This is a genomic window from Streptosporangium album (assembly GCF_014203795.1).
Classification (GTDB): domain Bacteria; phylum Actinomycetota; class Actinomycetes; order Streptosporangiales; family Streptosporangiaceae; genus Streptosporangium; species Streptosporangium album.
In genome coordinates, this window is record NZ_JACHJU010000001.1 from 1,398,688 (window position 1) to 1,420,396 (window position 21,709).

Consider the following 21,709-nt stretch of genomic DNA (forward strand, 5'->3'; position numbering starts at 1 on the left):
CGCCCGCCCACCCGCTTCGATCACTCACAGCTGGTCCTCGCCGTCCCAGACCGGCGCCATGTCGCGCGCGAACTTGATTTCGTCGTTGCTGGTCCCGGCCGCGACCATCGGCCAGACCATGGCGTCCTGATGGACCACGAAGTCGATCACGACGGGCACGTCGTTGATCTCCATCGCCTTCTTGATGGTCGCGTCCACGTCCTCGGGGCGCTCGCACCGCAGGCCGACGCAGCCGTACGCCTCGGCCAGCTTCACGAAGTCCGGGATCCGGCGGACCGTCTGCAGGTCGGTGTTGGAGTAACGCTGGTTGTAGAACAGCGTCTGCCACTGCCGGACCATGCCGAGGTTGCCGTTGTTGATGATGGCGACCTTGATCGGCACACCCTCGATGGTGCAGGTGGCGAGCTCCTGGTTGGTCATCTGGAAGCAGCCGTCGCCGTCGATGGCCCAGACCGTGGTGTCGGGGCGGCCCATCTTGGCGCCCATGGCGGCCGGGAGCGCGAAGCCCATCGTGCCGGCCCCGCCGGAGTTGATGAAGCTGCCGGGGTTCTCGTAGCCGATGAACTGGGCGGCCCACATCTGGTGCTGGCCGACGCCCGCGGTGTAGACGGCGTCCGGCCCGACGATCGCGCTCAGCCGCTCCATGACGTACTGGGGGGCGAGGGAGCCGTCCTCGAACTCGTCGTAGCCCAGCGGGTAGGTCGTCCGGTAGGCGTCGAGCTGGGTCCACCACTCGCTGTAGTCGCCCTTGCGGTCCTCGTTGCGCACCGCGGTGATCAGCTCGGAGATGACCTCCTTGCAGTCGCCCACGATCGGGACGTCGGCCTGCCGGTTCTTGGAGATCTCCGCCGGGTCGATGTCGGCATGGACGATCTTGGCGTGCGGGGCGAAGGTGGACAGCTGCCCGGTGACGCGGTCGTCGAACCGGACGCCGAGACCGATGATCAGATCGGCGCGCTGCAACGCCCCGACCGCCGGCACCGAGCCGTGCATGCCCGGCATACCCAGGTGCTGGCGGTGGCTGTCGGGGAAGGTGCCGCGCGCCATCAGCGTGGTGACCACGGGGATGCCGGTCAGCTCGGCGAACTCCAGCAGCTCCGCCGCGGCCCCGGCCTTGTGCACGCCTCCGCCGACGTAGAGCACGGGCCGCCTGGCCTCGGCGATCAGCTTGGCCGCCTCCCGGATCTGCTTGGAGTGCGGCCGGGTCACCGGACGGTAGCCCGGCAGCTGCATGACGACCGGCCACTGGAAGGTCATCTTCGCCTGGAGCGCGTCCTTGGCGATGTCGACCAGCACCGGCCCCGGACGCCCGGTCGAGGCGATGTGGAAGGCCTCCACGATCGTCCTGGGGATGTCGTTCGGATCGGTGACCAGGAAGTTGTGCTTCGTGATCGGCATGGTGATGCCGGAGATGTCGGCTTCCTGGAACGCGTCGGTGCCGATGGCGTCGCTGGTCACCTGGCCGGTGATAGCGACGATCGGGACCGAGTCCATGTAGGCGTCGGCGATCGGGGTGACCAGGTTGGTCGCGCCCGGACCGCTGGTGGCCATGCAGACCCCGACCCTGCCTGTGGCCTGCGCGTAGCCCTGGGCCGCGTGCCCGGCGCCCTGCTCGTGCCGTACGAGCACGTGCCGGACCTTGGCCGAGTCGTAAAGAGGATCGTAGGCGGGGAGGATCGCACCGCCCGGGATCCCGAACACCGTGTCGACCCCGACGTGCTCCAGCGCTCTCACGAGGGCCTGGGCACCTGTCATCTGTTCGGTCATCGGCTCGTTCCTTGTGTGGCTCAGCATGTTTGGCGGCATAAAAAATGCCCCATTCCGCCAGGGAGGGCGGATCTGGGGCGGCGCGCAGGTCGTAGTGCTTCGCTATCGGCCTGCGCGCCGGCGAAGTACTACGAGAATCCCACTGTTATGCATGACTCCACCATGGCCGACAGACCGTGTCCGCGTCAAATTCATGGGACAGGTGTCTCAAAATCCGAGACGGCAGCCAGGATCACGGACTTTTTCAGACACCACTGTGCAGATCGGAGAGGCTGGTGCGCATGAGAGAGTCGACCCCGCGAGCGGCCATCGGCCGCGCCACGAGAAACCCCTGACCTCGGGTGCAGCCCATCTCGCGCAGCAGTTCGAGCTGCTCCGGGCGCTCGATGCCCTCGGCGACCACGACCAGCCCCAGGTCGTGGCCGAGCCGCACGATCGTGCGGGTCAGCAACGTGAGCGTCTCGTCGCGGCCGAGCCCGGACACGAACGACGGATCAATCTTGATCATGTCCACCGGGAGCTGCCGCAGGAACGCCAGCGAGGCGTAGCCGGTGCCGAAGTCGTCGATCGCCAGCCGTACTCCGAGCCTGCGCAGCTCCGAGAGCCGCGTGATGGTCTCGTCGGCGTCCTCGACGAGCATCTCCTCGATGACCTCAAGGGTCAGCGCGCTGGGCGGCAGGCCGCTCTCGGTGAGCGCCGACTCGACGGTCTCCACGAAGCGCGGCGCCATGATCTGCCGGGCCGACAGGTTGAGCGACAGCCCGATGTCCCAGGAGGACGCGCGCCACGCGGCCACCTCCCGGCAGGACTCACGCAGGATCCACTCACTCAGCGGGACGATCAGACCGGTGTCCTCGGCTGGGCCGAGGAACTGCTCGGGCGGTACGAACGCGCTCCCCCGCCACCAGCGCACCAGCGCCTCGACGGCGGTGACGCGCGAGGTGGCCAGATCCACCACCGGCTGGTACTCGATGGCGAACTGGTTCTCCAGCAGGGCCCGTTGCAGGTCCGCGGCGAGCTCCAGGCGGCGGACCACGTCGGCGTGCATGTGCGCGGCGAACACCTCGACCCGCCGTCCCCCGAGGTCCTTCGCCCTGGCCATCGCCACGTCCGCGTTACGGATCAGATCCGCGGAGGACACGTCGTCCTCGGCGAAGGCCACCCCGACGCTCGCGGTCAGCGCGATGTCGCGGTCGGCCACCCGGAACGGCTCGGACGAGACCGTACGGACCAGCCACTCGGCCAGGTCCACCGCCGTCTGGGCGTCCACCCCGGCCTCCAGCAGCACCGCGAACTCGTCGCCACCCCAGCGGGCCAGGGTGTCGTCGGCCCGTACGGCGGCGCGGAGCCTGCGGGCGGCCTGGCCGAGCAGGTAGTCACCGCTGGCGTGACCGACCGAGTCGTTGACCGCGGTGAAGCCGTCGAGGTCCAGGAACACCACGACGGCGCTGCTCGCGCCGGGACGGGCCAGCACCTCGCGGGTGCGCTCCTCGAAGTAGGCCCGGTTGGGCAGGCCGGTGATGCCGTCGTGGAAGGTCAGGTGGGCGACCTGGTTGCGCAGTGCCTCCTGGTCGCTGACGTCGCGGGTGGTGACCAGGAGAAGTTCTTCCCCGCGCGCGTGGCGGGTGGCGACCGACTCGGTGGGCCGCCAGGTGCCGTCGGACGCCCGGACCCGGCAGGCGATCATGCAGGTGCCGGGCACCTCGGCCGGCGCCTCGTCCGGGCTCATCGCACGGAGCGCCACCTGGATGCCCGGCGCGTCCTCGGGATGGATGTAGTCGAAGATCGTTCCGCCGACCAGCTCGTCGGGACGGTACCCGTACGTGATCTCGACGCCCTCGCCGATCTCCCGCACCACACCGTCGTAGTCACACAGGAAGACCACGTCACCGGTGCTCTCCGCCAGATCCTGCAACTGCCGCTCGCCGAGGTCCACCAGGCGCCGCATCCGGCCCGACTCCATCAGCATCACGAACAGGCGGACCACGAGGACGCCGACGACCGAGGCCGAGACGAGCGCCAGGGCGGCGACCGGTCCCTGCACCTTGCCGCCGATCACCCGGAAGAGCACGACGGCGGTGGCCACGACGACGAGGATCAGCGGCACGGCCGCGATCAGCGAGGAGGCGGCGTGGCCGACGGACGGCTCCCCCTCTTCACCGGGGTCCTGTGAGCGTGCCGTACGTGACCACCACGGGACCGCCGCGAGCGCCAGGAAGGCCAGCGGGGCCGGCCACATCCCGATCAGTGACGGCGTGTCACCGCCGCTCACCCGGGCCAGCGCGGTGACCGTCTCGGCCACCGTGATGGCGGCCAGCACGGCCAGCGCCGCCAGGCCCGTCGGCCAGGCGGACCGCCGGACGGGCACCACCGCCGGGCCTATGGCGCACGCAAGGATCAGGCAGAGCAGCGGAGGGACGATGGTGACCGCGAAGGTGCCCGCGTCGTCGGCCTGACGATAGGCCGGCCCGAGCAGGAGAACCCAGCCGATCACGAAGATCGAGGCGGCGCACACGTACGAGTCGGCGAGATCACGCAGCAGCGCCCGCCTCCGGGCGGGCCGGGTGGCCGACAGGCCGGTGCCCACGGTGAGCATCGCCGTACCGACGAGAACCACCAGGTCGGCAAAGGTCACCACGAAGGGCGTGCCGTCCGCGAGCGGCCGCACACCGACCCCGACCAACCAGGTGATCGAGCCACCCGCCAGCCAGCGCCAGGCCGGCGCCCTGCGCCGGTCGACCCCCCGCAGGAGCGCGGCGAACAGCGACACCGCTGCGAGCGCGGCGGCGATGATGCCCGCCACCACGCCGACGATCGCGGCCGAGGCACCGCCGAGGAGAGCGGCAACGAGCCCCACCGCGCCTGTCCCAGCCGCGACGGTCAGCGGTACCCTGGGGTCACGCCAGCGGATCAATGTCGTCTGCCCATCAGTCTCGGTTCGTCTCGCTTCCGCGAAGGCACACGGCCAGTCTCTGCTCTCCAACCGGTGCCGGTGGTGACAACGCCGTAGTCGTCACCGATCTGATAACCACGCGAGCGATCAAGGTGGCAGAATTCACCGTACGTACTCCAGGTCACGAGGCAGCCACGTTCGGGATTCCTTTCCTGGTCAGTACGGATTACGGCGAGTAAAGACCTGGTCAGCGACGGTTCCGCCCAGCGCGGACGGCGATCAGTATGATCCGGTGATCACGTTTTTGAGCGGTTCGCCTGCCAGGTGACGCAGGAGCTGGGAGCGGAGAAGCCGCAGCATGCGCCGCCCGGACGCCGGAGTGCTGCCCGCCACGTGCGGGGTGATGAACACCCCCGGCGCCGTCCACAGCGGATGCCCCGAGGGCAGCGGCTCAGGGTCGGTGACGTCGAGCGCCGCCAGGATCCGGCCCCTGCTCAACTCGGCGACGAGCGCACCGGTGTCCACCACCCCGCCTCTGGCCGCGTTCACCAGCACGGCACCGTCCTTCATCGCCGACAGGAAACCCGCGTCCACCAGCCCGGCGGTCGCGGGGGTGGACGGGACCAGCAGCACCACCACATCCGCCCGGGGCAGCAGCTCCGGCAGCTCGTCCTGGCCGTGCACGTCTCCCCGCGCGGTCCTCGCCACCCGGATGACGTCCACCTCGAAACCGTCCAGCCGCCGTTCCAGCGCCTCGCCGATCGAGCCGTAGCCGACGATCAGCACCGTGGAGTCGGCCAGCACGCCCGTGTGGCGGTAGGCCCACTCGCCCTCCCGTTGCGCGGCGGCGAACCCCGGAAACTCCCTGAGCACGGCGATCATGGCCCCCACCGCCCACTCCGCGGTTCCCGCGTCGTGCACACCCCGCGCGTTGCACAGCACCACGCCCTCCGGGAGGTGCGGCCGGTAGGCGTCCACCCCCGCGGTGACGGTCTGCAGCAGCCGGAGCCGGGACATCCGGCCGAGCAGTTCCGGGGTCCGTGCCACCGGCATCAGCGGCGGGATCCAGACCTCGACCTCCTCCGCCCCGTCAGGGGCCGGTCCCGTGCCGTCGTAGACGACGCACTCCACATCGGGTAGGTCACTCAGGACGTCGACAGCGGCTTTGGAGGGGACCCAGATCTTCATGGCGACATTATCCAAGGGATCGTCCGGGAACCTCCCTGCCGGCGGAACGGTATGCACGGAGAAGGAGATTCCATGATCCAGATGACACGACTGACATCCGTTTTCGTAGTGGCGCTTCTGGCGGCGGGATGCTCGGCGGCGGCGCCCGCCGAGATGGCACAGGCCCCTGCCTCCACGCCCACATCCACAAGCGCCGCCGCTCCGCTCGGCGAGCCACGCACCCTGGTGAAGAACCTGGCCGTGCCCTGGGGCATCGCGTTCCTGCCCGGCGGCGACGCCCTGGTGACCGAACGCGACACCGCCAGGCTGCTGCGGGTCACGGCTGCGGGGAAGATCACCGAGGTCGGCACGGTCGACGGCGTACGGCCCGACGGCGAGGGCGGCCTGCTGGGCGTGGCCGTCTCTCCCGTCTTCACCGAGGACCACTACGTCTTCCTGTACTTCACCTCAGCCCAGGACAACCGGATCGTGCGCTACCGCTACGACCGGGGGCTGACCAACGCCACCGTGCTCCTTGACCGCATCCCCAAGGGCCCGATCCACAACGGCGGCCGCCTGGCCTTCGGCCCCGACGGGTACCTCTACGCCAGCACCGGCGAGACCGGCGACCGCGCCCTGGCCCAGGACCTCGGCTCCATGGCCGGCAAGATCCTCCGCATGACCGTCGACGGCAAGCCCGCCCCCGGCAACCCGTTCGCGAACATGCTCTGGAGCTACGGCCACCGCAACGTCCAGGGCATGGCCTGGGACCCGTCGGGACGCATGTACGCCAGCGAGTTCGGGTCCAGCTCGTTCGACGAGATCAACCTCATCAGAAAGGGCGGTAATTACGGCTGGCCCGAAGTCGAGGGCACCGGCGACGACTCACGCTTCATCAACCCGATCGTCACCTGGAGCACCGACCAGGCCTCTCCCTCCGGCATGGCCTACGCCGACGGCTCCCTCTGGGTCGGCGCGCTGCAGGGAAGAAAACTCTGGCAGGTCCCTCTCGCCTCCGACGGCACCGCCGGAAAGCCCGTCGCCAGGTTCGACGGCCGGTACGGCAGGATCCGCGCGGTCGCCACCGCCCGCGACGGCTCCCTGTGGTTCGGCACCAGCAACAAGGACGGCCGCGGTTCTCCCTTCCCCGACGACGACCGCATTTTCACCGTGACCCCGTAGCTCGCGCTGCGGGTGTTCGTGCTGGGGTTTTTCGCTGTTCGCGCTGCGGTGGGCAGGTGTTCCGGCCGGCCGTCGCAGTTGCCGTCCGGTGTTTCAGGCCTCCGGCCTGGCGGGCGCGGTGGTTGCGCTTTTTTATACGCCGGCCGGAACACCTGCCCACCTCCGCGCCAGACCGCTCCGCCGTACGGCGTGCGGACCGTAGCCGCTCCCTTCCGGGCCGCCCAGCGGGCTCGCTGACGCTGAAGCGATCCGTACGGGAGCCGTTCAGGGTTGGTCGCCGTAGCTGACGCGTTCCTCTCCGGCCAGTGCAGAGCCGAGCACCGTGGAAACACCGGGATGTCCCTCGGGGAGGGATCTCAGGGCTGGGCGTCGTTCCCTACCCGCACTTCCCTGTCAGCCATTTGCGGTAGTCGTTGGTGTACGTCGTGGCCACTCGCTTAGGCCCCTGGTTGAGAACCTGCTGCCACTTGGAGACGTTCCCCGTCCACGCGGGGGGCGGCTCTTCCCACTCGACGGCGTCTGTCCATGTGGGTCTGTTGCGGAGCACGGCTGAGAGGCCTTGGGCGTTGACACGATTCTGGAGTTCGGTCCAGATGGCGGTGTCGTGCGAGTAGATCATGATTTCCTGGGATCCGTACCTTTCCTTGATCGGGCTGAGAATCTCCGACCAGGCGCGGGATTTGATCGCAGGATCACTGTTGAACAGGGACTGTTTGGCCTCCGGCTTCACCTCAAGGAGGGCGATCATGTTCTTGGACTTCATGGAGTCCAGCCATTCCCGGAGCGTGTAAACGGTCTCGCCGACATACACACCCCGGTTGATGTGCCGACCCTGAAGCTTGTCACCGCCCGTGGCCCACCAGATCTCGGTGATGGGTCTTTTCACCCCGTCCAGACCCCAGGTCGAGGTGTTGTGCCACATCACCGCCTTGGTGCCGTCCCTGGTGAGCTGCACGTCGGCCTCCACCCCGGCCGCGCCCCAGTTCTTCTGCTGCTGGATGCCGGTCGGGTGGTTGGGCTGCCGGATCTTGTCCCGATTCCACGTGTCCGAGCCCTTGGCCCCGCTGGGATAGCCGCCATGGCCGAAGATCTGGGGACAGGCCGGCAGAGCAGCAGCGGGCGAGGCGGGAACGAGAGCCGCGAGCACGCCGACGACGAGTGCGCCGAGCGAGCCCTGAACGAAGAACCGCCGGGAACCGCCGGTAGACGCGATAACGGAGGTCGTCACAGGCTGCAGCCTTTCGATCTTCGAAACTTGGATCACCCTCCCACAAGGACATCAATGCGGACAAGAGTCTCCGTGACCTCCGACTCCGGCGAACCGGCCACGGCGAGCAGGCCGGCAGGATCCGCCGCTACGTCGCCCGGCGCAACCGCAACATCGACAACCCGCGACTACACCGGATTGTCAACAGGGCGGAGATGGCCTGATTAGGACGCCCAGCATCGACCTCACGGACTCATACGCGTTCTGCCGCCCACGCGGCTTCGGGGAAACGTGCCGTCCGGCACGACACCTGGGCAGCGCGTTTCCGGAGGGGGCAGACGTTGTCTGATGCGGCGGCAGTTCGGAGATTCGGGGAGCGCAGCCCTGCTCCGTGTCTTCTTAGAGCGCCCGGCAATAGGGATGGCGGTTCGCCTGCGGGTCGAGATGAGATGCGAACAGGCACGGACAGGGTGATCATGGAGTTCTCTACGCTCAGTGATCATCGAGGTGCCCGTGCCTGCCGTGCCATCATGCCTACTGGAACCCGTCTGGGTCGAATTCCACGCCGTGATCGGCGGGGACCGCCCCGAATTCCACCCAGATCACCCGCTGGGCTGCCATCGACGCCGGATCCCCGACCGCGTGGTTTTCGAGCACGTCATCGATGCCCTGGTCCATGGATCGGGATACGAACGGATCGCGACGGCAGCCTGCCCGGATCGGACGATCAGACGCCGTCTCAGACAATGGGCGCACGCGGGGGTGGCCGAGCGAGTGCGGGGTTGAGGAACAGCGGAACAGCCATTGGCGGTACGCCGCTGCGTCGCAGGTCGCGGAAGGCCATGCAGGGCGTCGGGGCGGTGTGTCCCAGGGCCGCGCCCTCGCGTCAGCGGGCCCTGAACGCCTGCCCCTTTCGCATTCGACCAACTCACCGCCACAACGAGAAACAAGATCTTTCTCACCGCCAACGGCTGTTCCGCTGTTCCTCAACCCCGATCACCAGCAGGCCGGCGTCGCGGTGGATCGCCCGGGCGCCGGCGATGCGTTGCCATTGTCCGGAGGACAAGGCTTGGCCTCCCCACCATTCGCGGGCCAGCAGCGTGCCCAGGCCGCTGCGCAGCACTTCGATCACCGCGTCGGCGCCGCTGGCGGCCGCGGCGCGATGGATGGCCTCGTCCATATCGAACTGAGGCTGGCCGAGTTGGATGTTCTCCCGGGCGGTCATCGGCCACCTCGCGAATTCCTGTGGGACGACCGCGCACTGCTTCCACAGGGCATGCGGGTCCAGATCACGAGTGCTGACGCCATCCCAGGTGACCACGCCAGAGGCGGGCAAGTTGAGCCCGGACAGCAGTTTCATGAGCGTGGTCTTGCCGGAGCCGTTCTCGCCCACCACGGCGACGATCTCGCCTTGCCGGACCTCGAAGTCCACCTCGTGCAAAGTGTCGCTGTCGGCTTCGGGGTAGCGGTAGGTGACCTGGTGCAGCGCCACATGCCGAGGGTGGTCCGGCACGATGGTGCCGCGATCCAGGCGTTGCCCGGCCGCCTCCTGGACGAACGCTTCCCAGTCGTCAAGGTAGCGGCCGGTGCGCATCAGCTCTGAGCCGTATCCGACGATGCCGTACAGTCCGCCGGAGGCCGAGCGCAGCGCGAAGACCAGGGTGCCGGCGGCTGCGGCGCTGATGGTCGCGGTGCCGAGCAGCACCATCACCCCGGCCCACATCAGGGCCGAGGCCAGGCCACTGACAGCGGACCCCACGACGTTGATCCTGACGCGTTGCCAAGCGGCCTGGTCGTTGACCCGGTCCACTCGCACGCCGCTGGCCCGGTACTTGTCCAGCATGTACGGCGCGAAGGTGTCGGTGCGGATCTGGTCGGCCTGCTCCTTGTGGGTCAGGTGCCAGCGCAGCATACTCAGCATCCGCCGCTCATGAAATGTTTTCAATATCGCCAGGTAGGCGACCCGCTCACCCGCGATGGATGCCAGCGCCTGCGGAACCGCGGTCAGCAGGAGCAACGGCAGCAGGATCGGCGCCAGCGCGGTGATGACCACGGCCGCGGCGACCAACGTGGCCAGGGAGGCCACCAGGTTCTGCGACTGGCCGATCATGTCCTGGCTGACCTCCACGCCCCGGTCGGCCTTGTCGCAGCGATCATTGAACCCGGGGTGATCCTAGGCGGCCATCTCCGCGTTCGTGGCCGCCTCCAGCATGCGGTATTCCGCCTCCCTGGCGATCCGCGGGCCCAGCCGGCGGGACAGTCCCTGGATGGCGATGCCCAGGACCGCGCGAAGGCCGGCCGCTCCGGCCAGGACCGCGATCGAGGGCAGGGCCGTGCGTAGCTGCGCGGGGTCGTGAGCGGATTGGATCAGCGCACTGAGCGCCGCGGTCGTGGCGAGCAGGCCGAGCGCTTCCAGCAGGCCGGAGATCACCTGGCAGGCCAGCAGGACGATCACCGCGCGCCGGTCCACGGCCCAGGCCAGGGCGTAGGAGCGGCGGACCAGGTGCGGTAGACGTCGGCTCAATCGCCTCCAGGTGAGGTGATCCACCCATTCGGTGTTGTCCCCGCCGTTGAAGTTGAACGTCAGCTCTTCGCTGTGCTGCTGCTGTTGGGGGGCGGTGTCGGTGACGGTGACGGCCGTCTCGTCAGCCACGTCGGCAGCTCCTGTTTCGGGGGTGGAGGAGGGTGTATCTGCGGGCCGGACACGCGGTGGCCGCGCCGGCGAGGGCCTCCTCATCGGATAGGAGAAAAAGGGCGAGGTCGGTGTGTCTTGCCCTGTGGGGTGCGCGGTTCGGCAGCGTGGTGGTGCGGAGTTCCGTTACGGTTCCGCAGGTTTGCATGGCCGCATCACCTCTCATTGCAGCAACGATCAGTTCTCGCATGTGCGCTGTGCGTAACGTCTCAGCCTGAATCCACCGAGCGTCTTTGAATGATCGTTTCTAAGTTCGATTCCTCCATGAGGGCCGTTTCTCTCGGTGTTCGGCAGGTGGAGTCCTGTTTTCGGGCGTGATGGGGCCGCCGCTGGCGGGTTCTGCGGCTTGTCCGGGTCATGCGGTTCGGGGCGGTCGGTAGCGGTGTCGCCGGTGGCTGGGTAGGCCGTCAAGGTGCTGGCGGGGTGGTGCCTGTGAGATGGGATATCAAGCGGCTCGGGCGAGCGGTGGCGAGCGAAGCGCGTCGAAGAGGTTCATCCAGGCGGGCTGCCAGGGCCAGTGGCCGGGCAGGTGGAGGGTGATATGGCCGCGCCCGTGCCGGGCGAGGCGGGCGGGTACGGCGATGAGGTGGCGGCGCAGAGTGGCTCCACGTGCTCGTGCGCAGCGGGCTCCGGACAGGCAACCGGCGGCGCGGAGCAGGTTGTGGCTGATCGTGGCCAGTGCCAGCCAGGCGGCGTTGGCCGCGAAATTACCGGAGGGCAGGTGAGCCAGCGGCCCGGAGATCAGATCGGCGAAGATCTGCTCGATGATCGCGTGATCACGATGCTGTCCTTCGGCCTGGATCAGCTCATACGGAGTGTCGGTGAACACGGCGTGGTAGCGATAGCACGGGTGGTGGCCGGGGTCGGTCTGCTCACCCAGTCGTTTGACCCGGCGCACGATCAGGCGGGCGGTTACGGCCTGCCCCTTCTTGGAGGTGAACGCGGTGTAGCGGGTCTCGGCGACCTCGGCATCGGAGATCCACTGCCCGGATTCCTCGTCCAAGATGGCGTTGGGGTAGCTGATCGGGGTCCAGGCGCCCTGGGGGATCGCGGCGATCGCCGCCTTGATTTTGGGGTCCATCTTCGCGGTGAAGGAGAACCGGACATCGGCTCGCCGGCAGGCGCCGATGACCTTGGCGCTGTAGTAGGCCGCATCGCCTCGGCAGAGCAGGATGCCGGTGGCTCCGGCCTCCCGGGCCGTATTGATCGACTCGGTCACGAAGGTGTCTGCGCCGCGGGCGGAGTTGGCGGTGCCGCCGCGCAACCGACTGGCGGTGATGACCGGGGCGGCCAGTGGGGTGGACAGGGCCGAGGCGAGCACGTTGAGACCGCGGACCCGCAGGCTCTTGCCTTGAATCTTGGTGTGCCCGAACCCGGCGCCCTGTTTGGTCGGCCCGTAAATCCGTTTTTGCATCGAGTCCAGATCGAGGAACGCCAGCACGTCCACGCCGGGCAGCAGCGGTGTGTGCGCGGCCAGACGGGCCAGCAGGCGGCGGCCGACCTTCCCGATCTGCCGCACGTTGCCCCACGTCAGACAGCGCAGAAACGACCCGAGCGTGGAGGGGGCGCGGATCCCGGCAAACAACTTATCCATCCCGCCGTGGCGCAGCACGTCCAGATCATCGATGCTGTCGGCCCCGGCGATCATCCCGGCCACGATCGAGCCGATTTTCAGCGGGGCATTCACCCCGAGTCGGTCGGCGATGGTCACGTGCTCCTGAGCCAGACCGGCCAGGTCACAGCGCTCGGCCAGGCGCATCACCGGCAGCAGGCCTGCGTAGGCGACCGTGTGCTGGTCATCGAAGATCGCATGGGTGTGGGCGGGAGCGTGAGACAATCGCACTTACGACGTGCCCTCTTGATTCGGCGGCTGGAAGCGTAGAGAACTCCCATCCTGCCAGGTCAGAGGGCATCGTCATGTCTACGGTCCAGCCCTCACCTGATAACGCTCGGTGGATTCAGGCTCAGGCTAGACGTGCAGGGATTATTTTTGTCCAGGATTGGCCGCAAGATTTGCCGGACACGGCAGCATGCGGCGGAAGTTCTGTCTAGAGCCGCCGAATTCGGTCTAATTGAATTCCATAAAATGGCGGCCGTAAATGCGGTGAGGGGCCTGCTGCGCGGGCGAGGAGCCGCCGCCGGGTTCGATCCTGGCTCACGGGCGGGAGGGAAGACGAGCCCCTGGGGGGCCGGCGGCGCTTCGCTGGAAGGTACTCAGACACGCACAGCCCGTTTCCTCACAGTGCTCGCTATCTGAATCTGATTGCGCTACCTTGTCGATCACTAGTGATAGGAGGGGCAGGATGGCACAACCACACAAGGGGGAGCGGGCCGTCACGACGTTCCGCACGGTCCCGGACTTGAAGACCCGCATGGTGGATGAGTCCAAAGCCGCTGGCTCCCCTGACCTCACCGCCTACCTGGTCGAGCTGTTGTCCGCACTGCACCCTGACCCGGAGCTCCACCCCGAAGCGGCCAAGGCCGCCAAGCCGGTGGTGAAGGCCCTGCTGGCTGCCGCTCGCGACATGCGGGCCGAGGATCTGCGGGCCGCGCGAAACCAGCTCGAGCTTCCGTCACTGTCCAAGGACCACGCTGCGGCGTAGCCGCCTGTAAGGAGACGTAAACCCGCCGGGGACGGCGGACAACTGCATACGACCAAAGGAAAAGGCCCCCGCGCCTAATGCTTGCCGGCTTCCGGCGCGAGGACCTTCTTAGGTAGACATCCGGCCCGACGCGGATCGGCCGAGGCTTTTTCGTGCCGTGCCGGTGTCCAGAGGTCTGGGGACCATGTTAGACGATGGATCTCCGGGCGGGGAAGTCGCGCGCGAAATCGGCGTGTCCTACTCTGCCCGGCTTGCTACCGGACGCGCCGTCGACAAATCGACGTTGGCCGGGATATACGGGGTTGAGGAACAGCGGAACAGCCGTTGGCGGTAGGGTCGGGAGCTGGCGCGGTGGTGATCATGGTTGACGGTAGGGCCCAGGGCCTGTCTTCCGCCGGTTTCCCGGTCGGCTGTGCTCTCCCTGGTGTCCGTGATCAGGTCACTCCGTTTCCAGCTCCCGCCGCATCGAACTGGGCGTGCGGTTCTCCCGCACCCAGCTCACCGACGCCGTTCACCGCCGGTATTCAGCTTCTCCCGCCAGGGCTTGCCGGCCCTGGGCGGGACGACGATTCCAGACAGCTTGATCAGACCGCACTGGTCCGGCGAGCGGCAGGCGACCACGTCGATGCCGAAGCGCCGTCCGCGTTTGTGTCGCTTCCCGATAAAGATCGCCAGCCGATGAGTCGCGTAGTGCCTGATCTTGCCGATGCGGATCGTGGAGTGGCCGTACTCGAAGTACGTCGCCCACCCGCGCAGGAAGGCGTTCACCTCCTGCACGACCGCCTCGACCGACATCCACAGCCGCGACCGGTGGGTGAGGTCCCGGATCCGGTCACGGGCGTGGATCATCGCCTTATCTGCAGGCCGGCGAGCTAGGAACACCACACCTCTGCTTCCAGTGGTTCCGCGCCTCCCCCGAGAGCGCACCATCCGATGGTGGAAGCCCAGGAAGTCAAAACCAGGGCCTCCTTCCTCCAGGTGGATGATGGCCGTCTTGGCCTCCTTCGGCTCCAGGCCGAGTTCGGCCGGCAGCTCCCGCAGCCGCGCGAGCGCGGCCTCGGCCTGCTGCCGGGATCTGCACATCACCAGCAGATCGTCGACGAACCGGATGATCACACCGTGCTCGCGTCCGTCCCATGTCCGGTCGATCCGGTGCAGGTAGACGTTGCAGAGCAGCGGCGAGATCGGACCGCCCTGGGCGGCTCCGGTCACCTCACGCCGGACCTGTCCGTCCTGCATGACACCGGCTCGCAGGATCCGCCGGATCAGCTTCAAGACCGCCTGGTCGCAGACGTGTTCCTCGATCGCTTGCATCAACCGATCTTGCGGAATCGCCGAAAAGCAGTTGGCGATGTCCGTCTCGACCACCCACCGGCGGCCCCGCCAAGCCTCATCGATGACGACTTGAAGCGCGTCGTGAGTCGCGCGTTTCGGGCGGAACCCGAAGCTGCACGGCAGGAAGTCCGCTTCGAAGACCGGCTCAAGCACGATCTTCAACGCGGCCTGCACGACCCGGTCCCGAACCGTCGAGATCGACAGCGGCCGGTACTCCTCCGCCCGTCCGGGCTTGGGGATCAGTACCCCACGCGCGGGCAGCGGTCGGTATCGGCCTTCTTGCAGTTCGGCGGCCGGCTCGTCCACGAGGCGGACTGCCTCGCACTCGTGTTCGATCTGGTCCAAAGTGGTCCGGTCGATGCCGGGTGCACCATTGTCGGCGCGCACCGCGACCCACCCACGCCACAGGACGTCCCTGCGGGAGACCTTGTCCATGAGCGCGTGAAACCGTCGTCCGGGATCGGCCTTGGCCGTCCGGTAGAGCGTGTGCTGCAGGGCACGCACCTTGTCCAAGGAAGCCTTCACCAGGGCGGTGGGACCAGCCGAAACCTCGGCACTCACCGGGCACCTCCATCTGCCCCGGCATCATCTGGGGCGTCTGCATCAGCACGCGTCGACGAAGCAGGGGCCCTTCCCTCACCGCCGGTTATGCTGTCCGATCGGCTCAAGCGGTACTACGGCCCCCTCCGACGCCCACCCGGCCAGCCATCCACTTCCCGAGGTCATCGGTTATAGGACGCCACGCTCCGATGACACATATCCGCAGGTCATCGGGCCGGGGAGGGCCTCCCCAGTTCCCGCCGCCACTATCGATACGTTCCGTGCCCCATACGCCGGGGAGTTCATGACGTCTGCGCTTCCAGGCTCTTGGCCGCTTCCATGGCCTTCACCCCGATTTCGAGGGGCTCGGCTCTCCCTTGTCCCACCCCGAAGGGCGGCTGAGTAACGACGCCGCAGGCTTCGCTTCATGCTACGGACCGCATCCTCGCTCCCCCTCTTACAGGGCCTATGACGCTGGGCTTCGACCCCGCCCGTTTCCAGACGAAACCGCCAGCCTGCTACCGGGCCTCCTGGCAGCTACCCGGACCGGACTCCCACCGGCAAGCGACGACGAGCTTACGAACAACAAGATCAGCCGCTACGTCACGGCTTCACCTCCTGCTCTGCTGGGCGCACGGAAAACGCTCAGTTTTCGTCTCTAGCCGCGCTGAATTAAGGGGAATGCAGGGACGAGCGAGTATAGAAAAGAACTGCCGGATTTTGCGGGCAGGGAAGGGTATCCAATGCGTCCGAGGGAAGCGTTCAAGGCTTTGATCATAGGTGGGTCTGTCGGGGGTCTGGCAGCGGCTCATGAGTTGCGGGCGGTCGGTGCGGAAACTGTCGTGTACGAGCGGTCGGCGGGCAGGATGCAGGCCCGTGGCGCTGGGATCGTCATGCAGCCGGAGGTGGAGGCGCTGTTGGCCGGCCTGGGCATGTCCGCGGAGTCGGTGAGTGTCGAACTGCGTGAGCGCCAGCAGCTTCACATCCACGGCAGTCCCGACCGGTATGAGGCCCCGCAGTTGATGACGGCCTGGGACACTCTCTACCGGGCGTTGCGGGAACCCCTCGCCGGGGTCTGTTACCGCTTGGACAGTGCCCTTAGGCGGGTTCAGGTGGAAGGTTCTGACGTCACGGCCGAGTTCGCTGACGGCTACACGGCTCAGGGCAATTTCCTGGTGGGCGCGGACGGGATCGGCTCGGCCACGCGGCGGCTGCTCGATCCCGCCGCGCGTCCCGCGTACGCCGGGTATGTGGCCTGGCGAGGGCTGGAACCGGAGTCGGCCCTGCCCGGTGGCCTTCTGGACCTGCTGGCGGGCCGGTTCACGTTCTTCGGCGCGGACGGCCTGCAGATGCTGTGCTACCTGGTCCCTGGTCCCGGCGGTGAGCTGGCTGTGGGCTCCAGGCGGGTCAACTGGGTGTGGTACACAAACGTGCTCGAGCGTGACATTCCACGGCTGCTTGCGAGCCGGTCCGGAAGGCGGTTCACGACCTTCCTGCCGCCTGGGGAGATGCGTCCGGACGTCGTCGCGGAGGTTATTGCCACGGCGGAGGCATCACTTCCGCCGCCGTTCGCGGAGCTCGTGCGCCACGGTGAGGTCTTCATGCAGCCTGTCTTCGACCTTCGTCCGTTTCGGATGGTCGCCGACCATGCGGCTCTCATCGGCGACGCCGCCGGAACGGTCCGGCCGCACACCGCCTCCGGGACCTCCAAGGCCTTCGGTGACGCGGCCGGCCTCGCCGCGGCCATGCACGGATGGACACCCGGTCAAGACCTTCCCGCCCGGCGGCTGGCGGACTGGGAAGAGCAGCGACTAATTCACCTGGTGAGGCTGTCGGAGATGGGGATCAACCTGGCTGAGCGGTCAGCACTCGGGACGGCCACCGGCCGCCAGTTCTTCGCCTCCGCCTGAGGGGTCCGCGTGGGTGGGGCGCGGCGGCAGGCCGGCTGCTTGCGCTTCGAACATCCGCTCAGGACCGCCACCCGTGCCCTCACCGCCCGAGCCGGGCGCGGGCGCAGTCGCCCCGGTACACGAAGCAGATCCGCAAAGCCGGTAGTTCCCCATGACGCCGTCGAGGATCACACAGGCCACGCGGTCGTCGTCTCGACCTGGTTGCCGAGCAGGTTGACCAGGTAGTGGCATTCCCACTCAGGGCGGGCAGCTGCAGCGGGTGCATGAGGACGGCCTGCGGCCGCTGCCCGGCGGGAGATGACCTGCCCATCACCGCCTCCGAAGCGCGGCCGACTCGGCCGCGGCGCGCATGATCGCCCGCCGGATGGGTTCATAGCCGGTGCACCGGCAGATGTTGGACTCGACCAGGCCGTGTACCCGTTCCGGATCGTCGCCGATCGTGGGGTCGGCCTCCAGGGCGCCTGCCGCCACCATCAAAAAGCCCGGTGTGCAGAAACCGCACTGCAGGGCGTGCTCGGCGGAGAAGGCCCGTTGAAGCGGATGCGGCTCGCCGTCAGGCCCCGCCAAGCCTTCAACGGTGCGTACTGACCTGCCATCGCACTGTACGGCAAGCATGAGGCATGAACGTACGGCCTTGCCGTCCACCAGCACTGTGCAGGCCCCGCAGACGCCGTGTTCGCAACCGAGGTGTGTACCCGTCAGCCGGCAGTTCTCGCGCAGTACATCGGCCAAGATGCGTCGCGGCTCGACATCCAGCGGGTAGTCGTCGCCGTTGACCGTAAGTGTGATCTTCACTGAAGGACTCCCTCCGCCGCTTGTCGCAGCGTTCGGCCGACCAGGACGGCGATGACTTGCCGCCGGTATTCCGGGTCGGCGTATGGCTCGGCGAGAGGAGCGGCGTCCTGATCGGCGGCGATCCGGCCGGCGCGGACGAATGGGTGACCGCCGGGCAGCCGGTTGCCGACCGCCGGGACGGTGATCTCGCAGCCGATCAGGACCTGTTCGGCGGCGTGGGCCCGAATCGGCCGGTCGGCGCAGTTGACCAGGCCGATCCTCGCGTCGCTGATCAGTCCGTCGTGCACGGTGAGCGTGGCGGCAACGGCCACCTGGGCGAAGCAGAAATGCGTCCGCCGATGCTCGATGAAGCCGACCCCGGTGTCGTCTGCGGGCAGCGGGAACCGCACCGAGGTGATGAGTTCATCTCGTGCGCGCGCGGTCTGGAGAGGGCCGCGGAAGTAGTCACGGGCCGCGATCTCGCGGGCGCCGCCGGTACTGCGTACCTCGATCGCGGCGTCGAGCGCGAGGGCGATCGCGCACCACTCCGATGCCGGATGCGCCCAGGCGAGGCTGCCCACCATCGTGCCGCAGGCGCGGATGGGCGGGTGGGCGATGTTGACGGCGGCGAGCGCGAACAGCCTGCCGAGCGGACCCGGCACGGCCTGCGGGGACTCGAAGACGCCGTGGCGGACAAGCGCGCCGATCTCGACCGTGCCGTCGTTCACGCTCAGGCGGTCGAGCTCGGCGACACGGTTGATGTCGACCACCAGGTCGGGGCGGATCCGCTGCAGGTGCATCTCCAGGATCAGGCTCTGGCCGCCGGCGAGGACGCGGACGTCGTGCCGGGTGGCGCCGAGGGCGTTCAGGGCCTCGTCCACGGTACGAGGTGCGACGTAGTCGAAGGCTGCGGGTTTCAACGGGCCCCCTCGTACTTCGCGGCGCGCGCCGCGCGCCACACGACGTCCGGGGTCAGCGGCATCTGCAGCAGGCCGGGGTCGGCGATCTGGAGCGCGTCGGCCACGGCGTTGACGATCGCCGCGGGTGTGCCGATGCAGCCCGACTCACCCGCTCCCTTGGCGCCCAGCGGCGTACTCGGGCTCGGGGTGCAGGTCTCCTTGACCTCGATGGGCGGGACCTCGGTTGCGGTCGGCAGAAGGTAGTCCAGCAGGCCGCCCGCCAGCAGCGGCACACTGTCGTCTCCGTAGGGGATGCCCTCGTACAGGGCCTGGCCGATCCCCTGGACGGCCGAACCGAATGCCTGCCCGCGTACTACCGCCGGGTTGAGCACGACTCCGCAGTCGTCCACGGCGACCAGTCGTAGCACGCGGACGGTGCCGAGTTCCGGATCGACCTCGGCGACGGCGGCGTGGGCGCCGAACGGAAAGCCCATGCCCGACTCGAACCGGTCGTCGACGCTGAGCGGTCCGGTGGCCTTCACCAGTTCCGCCAGGTCCATGGCGGCCGAGCCGTCCCGGACGTGGCGGACCGAGCCGTCGGACCACTCCACCTCCTCGACCGGCGTCCCCCACAAGTCCGCGGCCCGCTCGCGTGCCTGGTCGATGAGCAGGGCGGAGGCGTGGCACAGGGCCGCCCCGTCGACCTGCGCCGAACGACTGGCGAAGGAACCCAGGCCCTCGGGCTGTGCGTCGGTGTCTCCCTCGATCAGCCGTACCCGGCTCTCGTCGACGCCGAGGGTCGCGGCGACCAGCGCGGGAAAGGTTGTCTCATGGCTCTGCCCGCTAGGTGCCGCGCCGCACCGGGCGGTGATCGTGCCGTCCTCGTGCGCTTCGATGCCGGCGAAGTCGTGTAGTCCCCCCGGTTCTCCGCCGGAGCGTTCCACGTAGCAGGACAGGCCGATGCCCAGCGGCAGGGCGTGCGGGTCATGCCTGCGGCGTGTCTGCTCGGCCCGCCACGTGTCGTAGCCGATGGTCTCCAACGCCACGTCGAGGGCGGCGGCGTAGTTCCCGCTGTCGTAGCACCGGCCGGTGGGAGTCTGGTACGGGAAGCCTTCGGCCGGGATGAAGTTGCGTCGCCGCAACTCCGCCGGGTCCAGCCCGAGTCGGCGGGCCAACAGGTCCATCGACCGCTCCAACGCGATCGTCGCCTCCGGCCGGCCGGCACCGCGATACGGGTAGGTCACCATCGTGTTGGTCAGCACCGAGCGCACGGAGGCGTGAACCCGCGGTGTGGTGTACGGCCCGGTGGCCATCCAGGCCGTCTGCATGGGCAGGCCCACCCCGAGATGAGGGTAGGCGCCCACGTCGGCGTCGATCTGCAGTTCGTAGGCGAGCAGGTGCTCGTCGGCGTCGGCGGCGAGCCGGACCTGCTGGTCCTGGCCCCGCCCGCGGGTTGCGGCCGTCATGGACTCCAGACGGTCCTCGATCCAGCGCACGGGCCGCCCTAGCATCACCGCCAGGTAGACCACCGTGACGAACTCCGGAAACGCCGCGCTCTTGGAACCGAACGCGCCGCCGGTATCAGGCACCACCACGCGGATCCGGTCGACCGGCAGTCCCAGCAGCGCCGCCAGTTCTCGCCGCAGCCGGTGAGGCATCTGATGCCCCGACCACACTGTCAACCGCCCGTCCTGTTCGGGGACGGCGAGGATCGTCCGGCACTCCATCGGCGTCGGCATCAGGAGTTGCTGGCGGTAGCGGGCCTCGACGACGGCGGCCGCCTCCTGCCATACCGTCTCATCGATCGGTGTCCCGGTCTCTCCCCGGAACGCGGTGTTGCTCAGCCCGTCGAACAGCAGAACCGAGTCGGCGGCGGCGGCGGAGGGCGTCACCACGGTCGGCAGCGGATCGATCCGGACGGCGACCTCGGCGGCTCCGTCCTCGGCCCGGTAGCGGTCCTCTCCCACGACAACCGCGACGGCCTCTCCCGCATACCGCACACGGTCCTTCGCCAACGCCGGCCATTCACGTCCGGCGACCGCCTCAGCGGTGGACAGCTTCGCGAGCAGCGTATGAGGCACCGGCGGCAGATCCTGCAGGCGCGCGGCAGCGTGCGCACACGCGGGTAGCCCGGACAGATCCGCCGCCGACCACGCCCCGGCCACTCCCGGCACCTCTCGGGCGGCTGCGCAGTCCACGTCGCGTACGACACCGTGCGCGATCCTGCTTCTGACAAAGACCGCATCCAGGCAACCCGGCACCGCCATATCCGCGACGAACCGGCCACGGCCGGTTAGCAGCCGCCGGTCCTCGCGCCTGGCCCACTGCTCCAAGGCGATCCCCCAACACCGACTCGATCGGTCAAGCCCGTAGCGCTCCCTACTGGCATTCCACAGCCAAGCCCGTTCAACCCTTCACGCTCGGGGAAACTCACTCAGCACACGGCAGATCGGCCAGCACAGCGTGGGAACGCCGCGCTCATCATCCAGACCGCGCTGCAGCTCGGGCTCCCCACGCGGGCGGCCGTGATCGCCGTCGCCACCGCCCTGCAGGAATCCGGGCTGCGCAACCTCCCCCACGGCCACCTGGACTCCCTCGGGCTGTTCCAGCAGCGCCCCTCACAAGGCTGGGGCACCCGCGAGCAGATCCTCGACCCCACCTACGCCGCGCGCAGGTTGTACAAGCGGCTCACCGCCGTACGCGCGCCAGCATCCGCTCCGTCGAACTCTCGTGCACCTTC

General features: G+C 68.3%; 14 protein-coding genes and 1 pseudogene. 4 read left to right on the forward strand and 11 right to left on the reverse strand.

Annotated features, from left to right (window positions below):
* Positions 1-24: 24 nt before the first annotated feature.
* The 3 genes from FHR32_RS06675 to FHR32_RS06685 all read right to left on the reverse strand — a co-directional run bounded on the left by FHR32_RS06675 (position 25) and on the right by FHR32_RS06685 (position 5,848).
* Entirely contained in the window at positions 25-1,794 is a 1,770-nt protein-coding gene (locus FHR32_RS06675; RefSeq protein ID WP_184753490.1) for an acetolactate synthase large subunit, read from the reverse strand.
* 217 nt (positions 1,795-2,011) lie between these two features.
* Positions 2,012-4,624 (reverse strand): putative bifunctional diguanylate cyclase/phosphodiesterase, encoded by a 2,613-nt coding sequence (locus FHR32_RS06680; protein ID WP_184753491.1) that lies wholly within the window; start codon positions 4,622-4,624, stop codon positions 2,012-2,014.
* Between the two features lie 315 nt (positions 4,625-4,939).
* A complete protein-coding gene (locus FHR32_RS06685; RefSeq protein ID WP_184753492.1) occupies positions 4,940-5,848 on the reverse strand; it encodes a 2-hydroxyacid dehydrogenase in 909 nt (302 codons plus the stop codon).
* Positions 5,849-5,929: 81 nt separating this feature from the next.
* Between FHR32_RS06685 and FHR32_RS06690 the strand changes: the two genes are divergently transcribed.
* Positions 5,930-7,009: a PQQ-dependent sugar dehydrogenase gene (locus FHR32_RS06690; protein WP_246466019.1), complete on the forward strand. Its 1,080-nt coding sequence runs from the start codon at positions 5,930-5,932 to the stop codon at positions 7,007-7,009.
* Positions 7,010-7,385: 376 nt separating this feature from the next.
* Here the strand turns inward: FHR32_RS06690 and FHR32_RS06695 are convergent, their stop codons facing one another.
* Positions 7,386-8,237 (reverse strand): glycerophosphodiester phosphodiesterase family protein, encoded by an 852-nt coding sequence (locus tag FHR32_RS06695; RefSeq protein ID WP_221465286.1) that lies wholly within the window; start codon positions 8,235-8,237, stop codon positions 7,386-7,388.
* Between the two features lie 492 nt (positions 8,238-8,729).
* Between FHR32_RS06695 and FHR32_RS06700 the strand changes: the two are divergent.
* A pseudogene (locus FHR32_RS06700) lies at positions 8,730-8,993 on the forward strand (transposase); the annotation flags it as partial.
* A 181-nt stretch (positions 8,994-9,174) separates the two neighbouring features.
* On the opposite strand, the gene FHR32_RS46590 reads toward FHR32_RS06700, so the two are convergent.
* The 3 genes from FHR32_RS46590 to FHR32_RS06715 all read right to left on the reverse strand — a co-directional run bounded on the left by FHR32_RS46590 (position 9,175) and on the right by FHR32_RS06715 (position 12,751).
* Positions 9,175-10,344, reverse strand: a complete 1,170-nt coding sequence (locus tag FHR32_RS46590) for an ATP-binding cassette domain-containing protein (RefSeq protein ID WP_184753494.1) — start codon at positions 10,342-10,344, stop codon at positions 9,175-9,177.
* A gap of 45 nt (positions 10,345-10,389) precedes the next feature.
* Positions 10,390-10,869: a hypothetical protein gene (locus FHR32_RS06710; RefSeq protein WP_184753495.1), complete on the reverse strand. Its 480-nt coding sequence runs from the start codon at positions 10,867-10,869 to the stop codon at positions 10,390-10,392.
* Between the two features lie 484 nt (positions 10,870-11,353).
* The gene (locus FHR32_RS06715; RefSeq protein WP_184751892.1) at positions 11,354-12,751 is read right to left on the reverse strand and encodes an IS1380 family transposase; all 1,398 of its coding nucleotides are present in this window, start codon (positions 12,749-12,751) and stop codon (positions 11,354-11,356) included.
* A gap of 460 nt (positions 12,752-13,211) precedes the next feature.
* Between FHR32_RS06715 and FHR32_RS06720 the strand changes: the two genes are divergently transcribed.
* Positions 13,212-13,511 carry a hypothetical protein gene (locus FHR32_RS06720; protein ID WP_184753496.1) on the forward strand — a complete coding sequence of 100 codons (300 nt, stop codon included), beginning with the start codon at positions 13,212-13,214 and terminating at the stop codon, positions 13,509-13,511.
* Between the two features lie 498 nt (positions 13,512-14,009).
* Here the strand turns inward: FHR32_RS06720 and ltrA are convergent, their stop codons facing one another.
* The gene (ltrA, locus tag FHR32_RS06725) at positions 14,010-15,407 is read right to left on the reverse strand and encodes a group II intron reverse transcriptase/maturase (RefSeq protein WP_184753497.1); all 1,398 of its coding nucleotides are present in this window, start codon (positions 15,405-15,407) and stop codon (positions 14,010-14,012) included.
* 722 nt (positions 15,408-16,129) lie between these two features.
* On the opposite strand from ltrA, the gene FHR32_RS06730 reads away from it, so the two are divergent.
* Positions 16,130-17,296 carry an FAD binding domain-containing protein gene (locus FHR32_RS06730; RefSeq protein ID WP_184753498.1) on the forward strand — a complete coding sequence of 389 codons (1,167 nt, stop codon included), beginning with the start codon at positions 16,130-16,132 and terminating at the stop codon, positions 17,294-17,296.
* Between the two features lie 309 nt (positions 17,297-17,605).
* On the opposite strand, the gene FHR32_RS06735 is transcribed toward FHR32_RS06730, so the two are convergent.
* Genes FHR32_RS06735 through FHR32_RS06745 form a run of 3 tightly spaced genes read right to left on the reverse strand, consistent with a single transcriptional unit; the run spans position 17,606 to position 21,302 of the window.
* Positions 17,606-18,091 (reverse strand): (2Fe-2S)-binding protein, encoded by a 486-nt coding sequence (locus FHR32_RS06735; protein ID WP_184753499.1) that lies wholly within the window; start codon positions 18,089-18,091, stop codon positions 17,606-17,608.
* Positions 18,088-18,990: an FAD binding domain-containing protein gene (locus FHR32_RS06740; protein ID WP_184753500.1), complete on the reverse strand. Its 903-nt coding sequence runs from the start codon at positions 18,988-18,990 to the stop codon at positions 18,088-18,090. Before FHR32_RS06740 ends, FHR32_RS06735 begins: the two co-directional genes overlap by 4 nt.
* Complete coding sequence (locus FHR32_RS06745; RefSeq protein WP_184753501.1) at positions 18,987-21,302, reverse strand: xanthine dehydrogenase family protein molybdopterin-binding subunit; 2,316 nt, start codon at positions 21,300-21,302, stop codon at positions 18,987-18,989. The genes FHR32_RS06740 and FHR32_RS06745 overlap by 4 nt, the downstream gene beginning before the upstream one ends.
* Positions 21,303-21,709 lie beyond the last annotated feature (407 nt).

What these genes read in the sequence shown, in the direction of transcription:
- FHR32_RS06675 (WP_184753490.1), bottom strand. Translation starts at nt 1,794, where the DNA reads ATGCTGAGCCACACAAGGAACGAGCCGATGACCGAACAGATGACAGGT.
- FHR32_RS06685 (WP_184753492.1), bottom strand. Translation starts at nt 5,848, where the DNA reads ATGAAGATCTGGGTCCCCTCCAAAGCCGCTGTCGACGTCCTGAGTGAC.
- FHR32_RS06690 (WP_246466019.1), top strand. Translation starts at nt 5,930, where the DNA reads ATGACACGACTGACATCCGTTTTCGTAGTGGCGCTTCTGGCGGCGGGA.
- FHR32_RS06720 (WP_184753496.1), top strand. Translation starts at nt 13,212, where the DNA reads ATGGCACAACCACACAAGGGGGAGCGGGCCGTCACGACGTTCCGCACG.
- FHR32_RS06730 (WP_184753498.1), top strand. Translation starts at nt 16,130, where the DNA reads ATGCGTCCGAGGGAAGCGTTCAAGGCTTTGATCATAGGTGGGTCTGTC.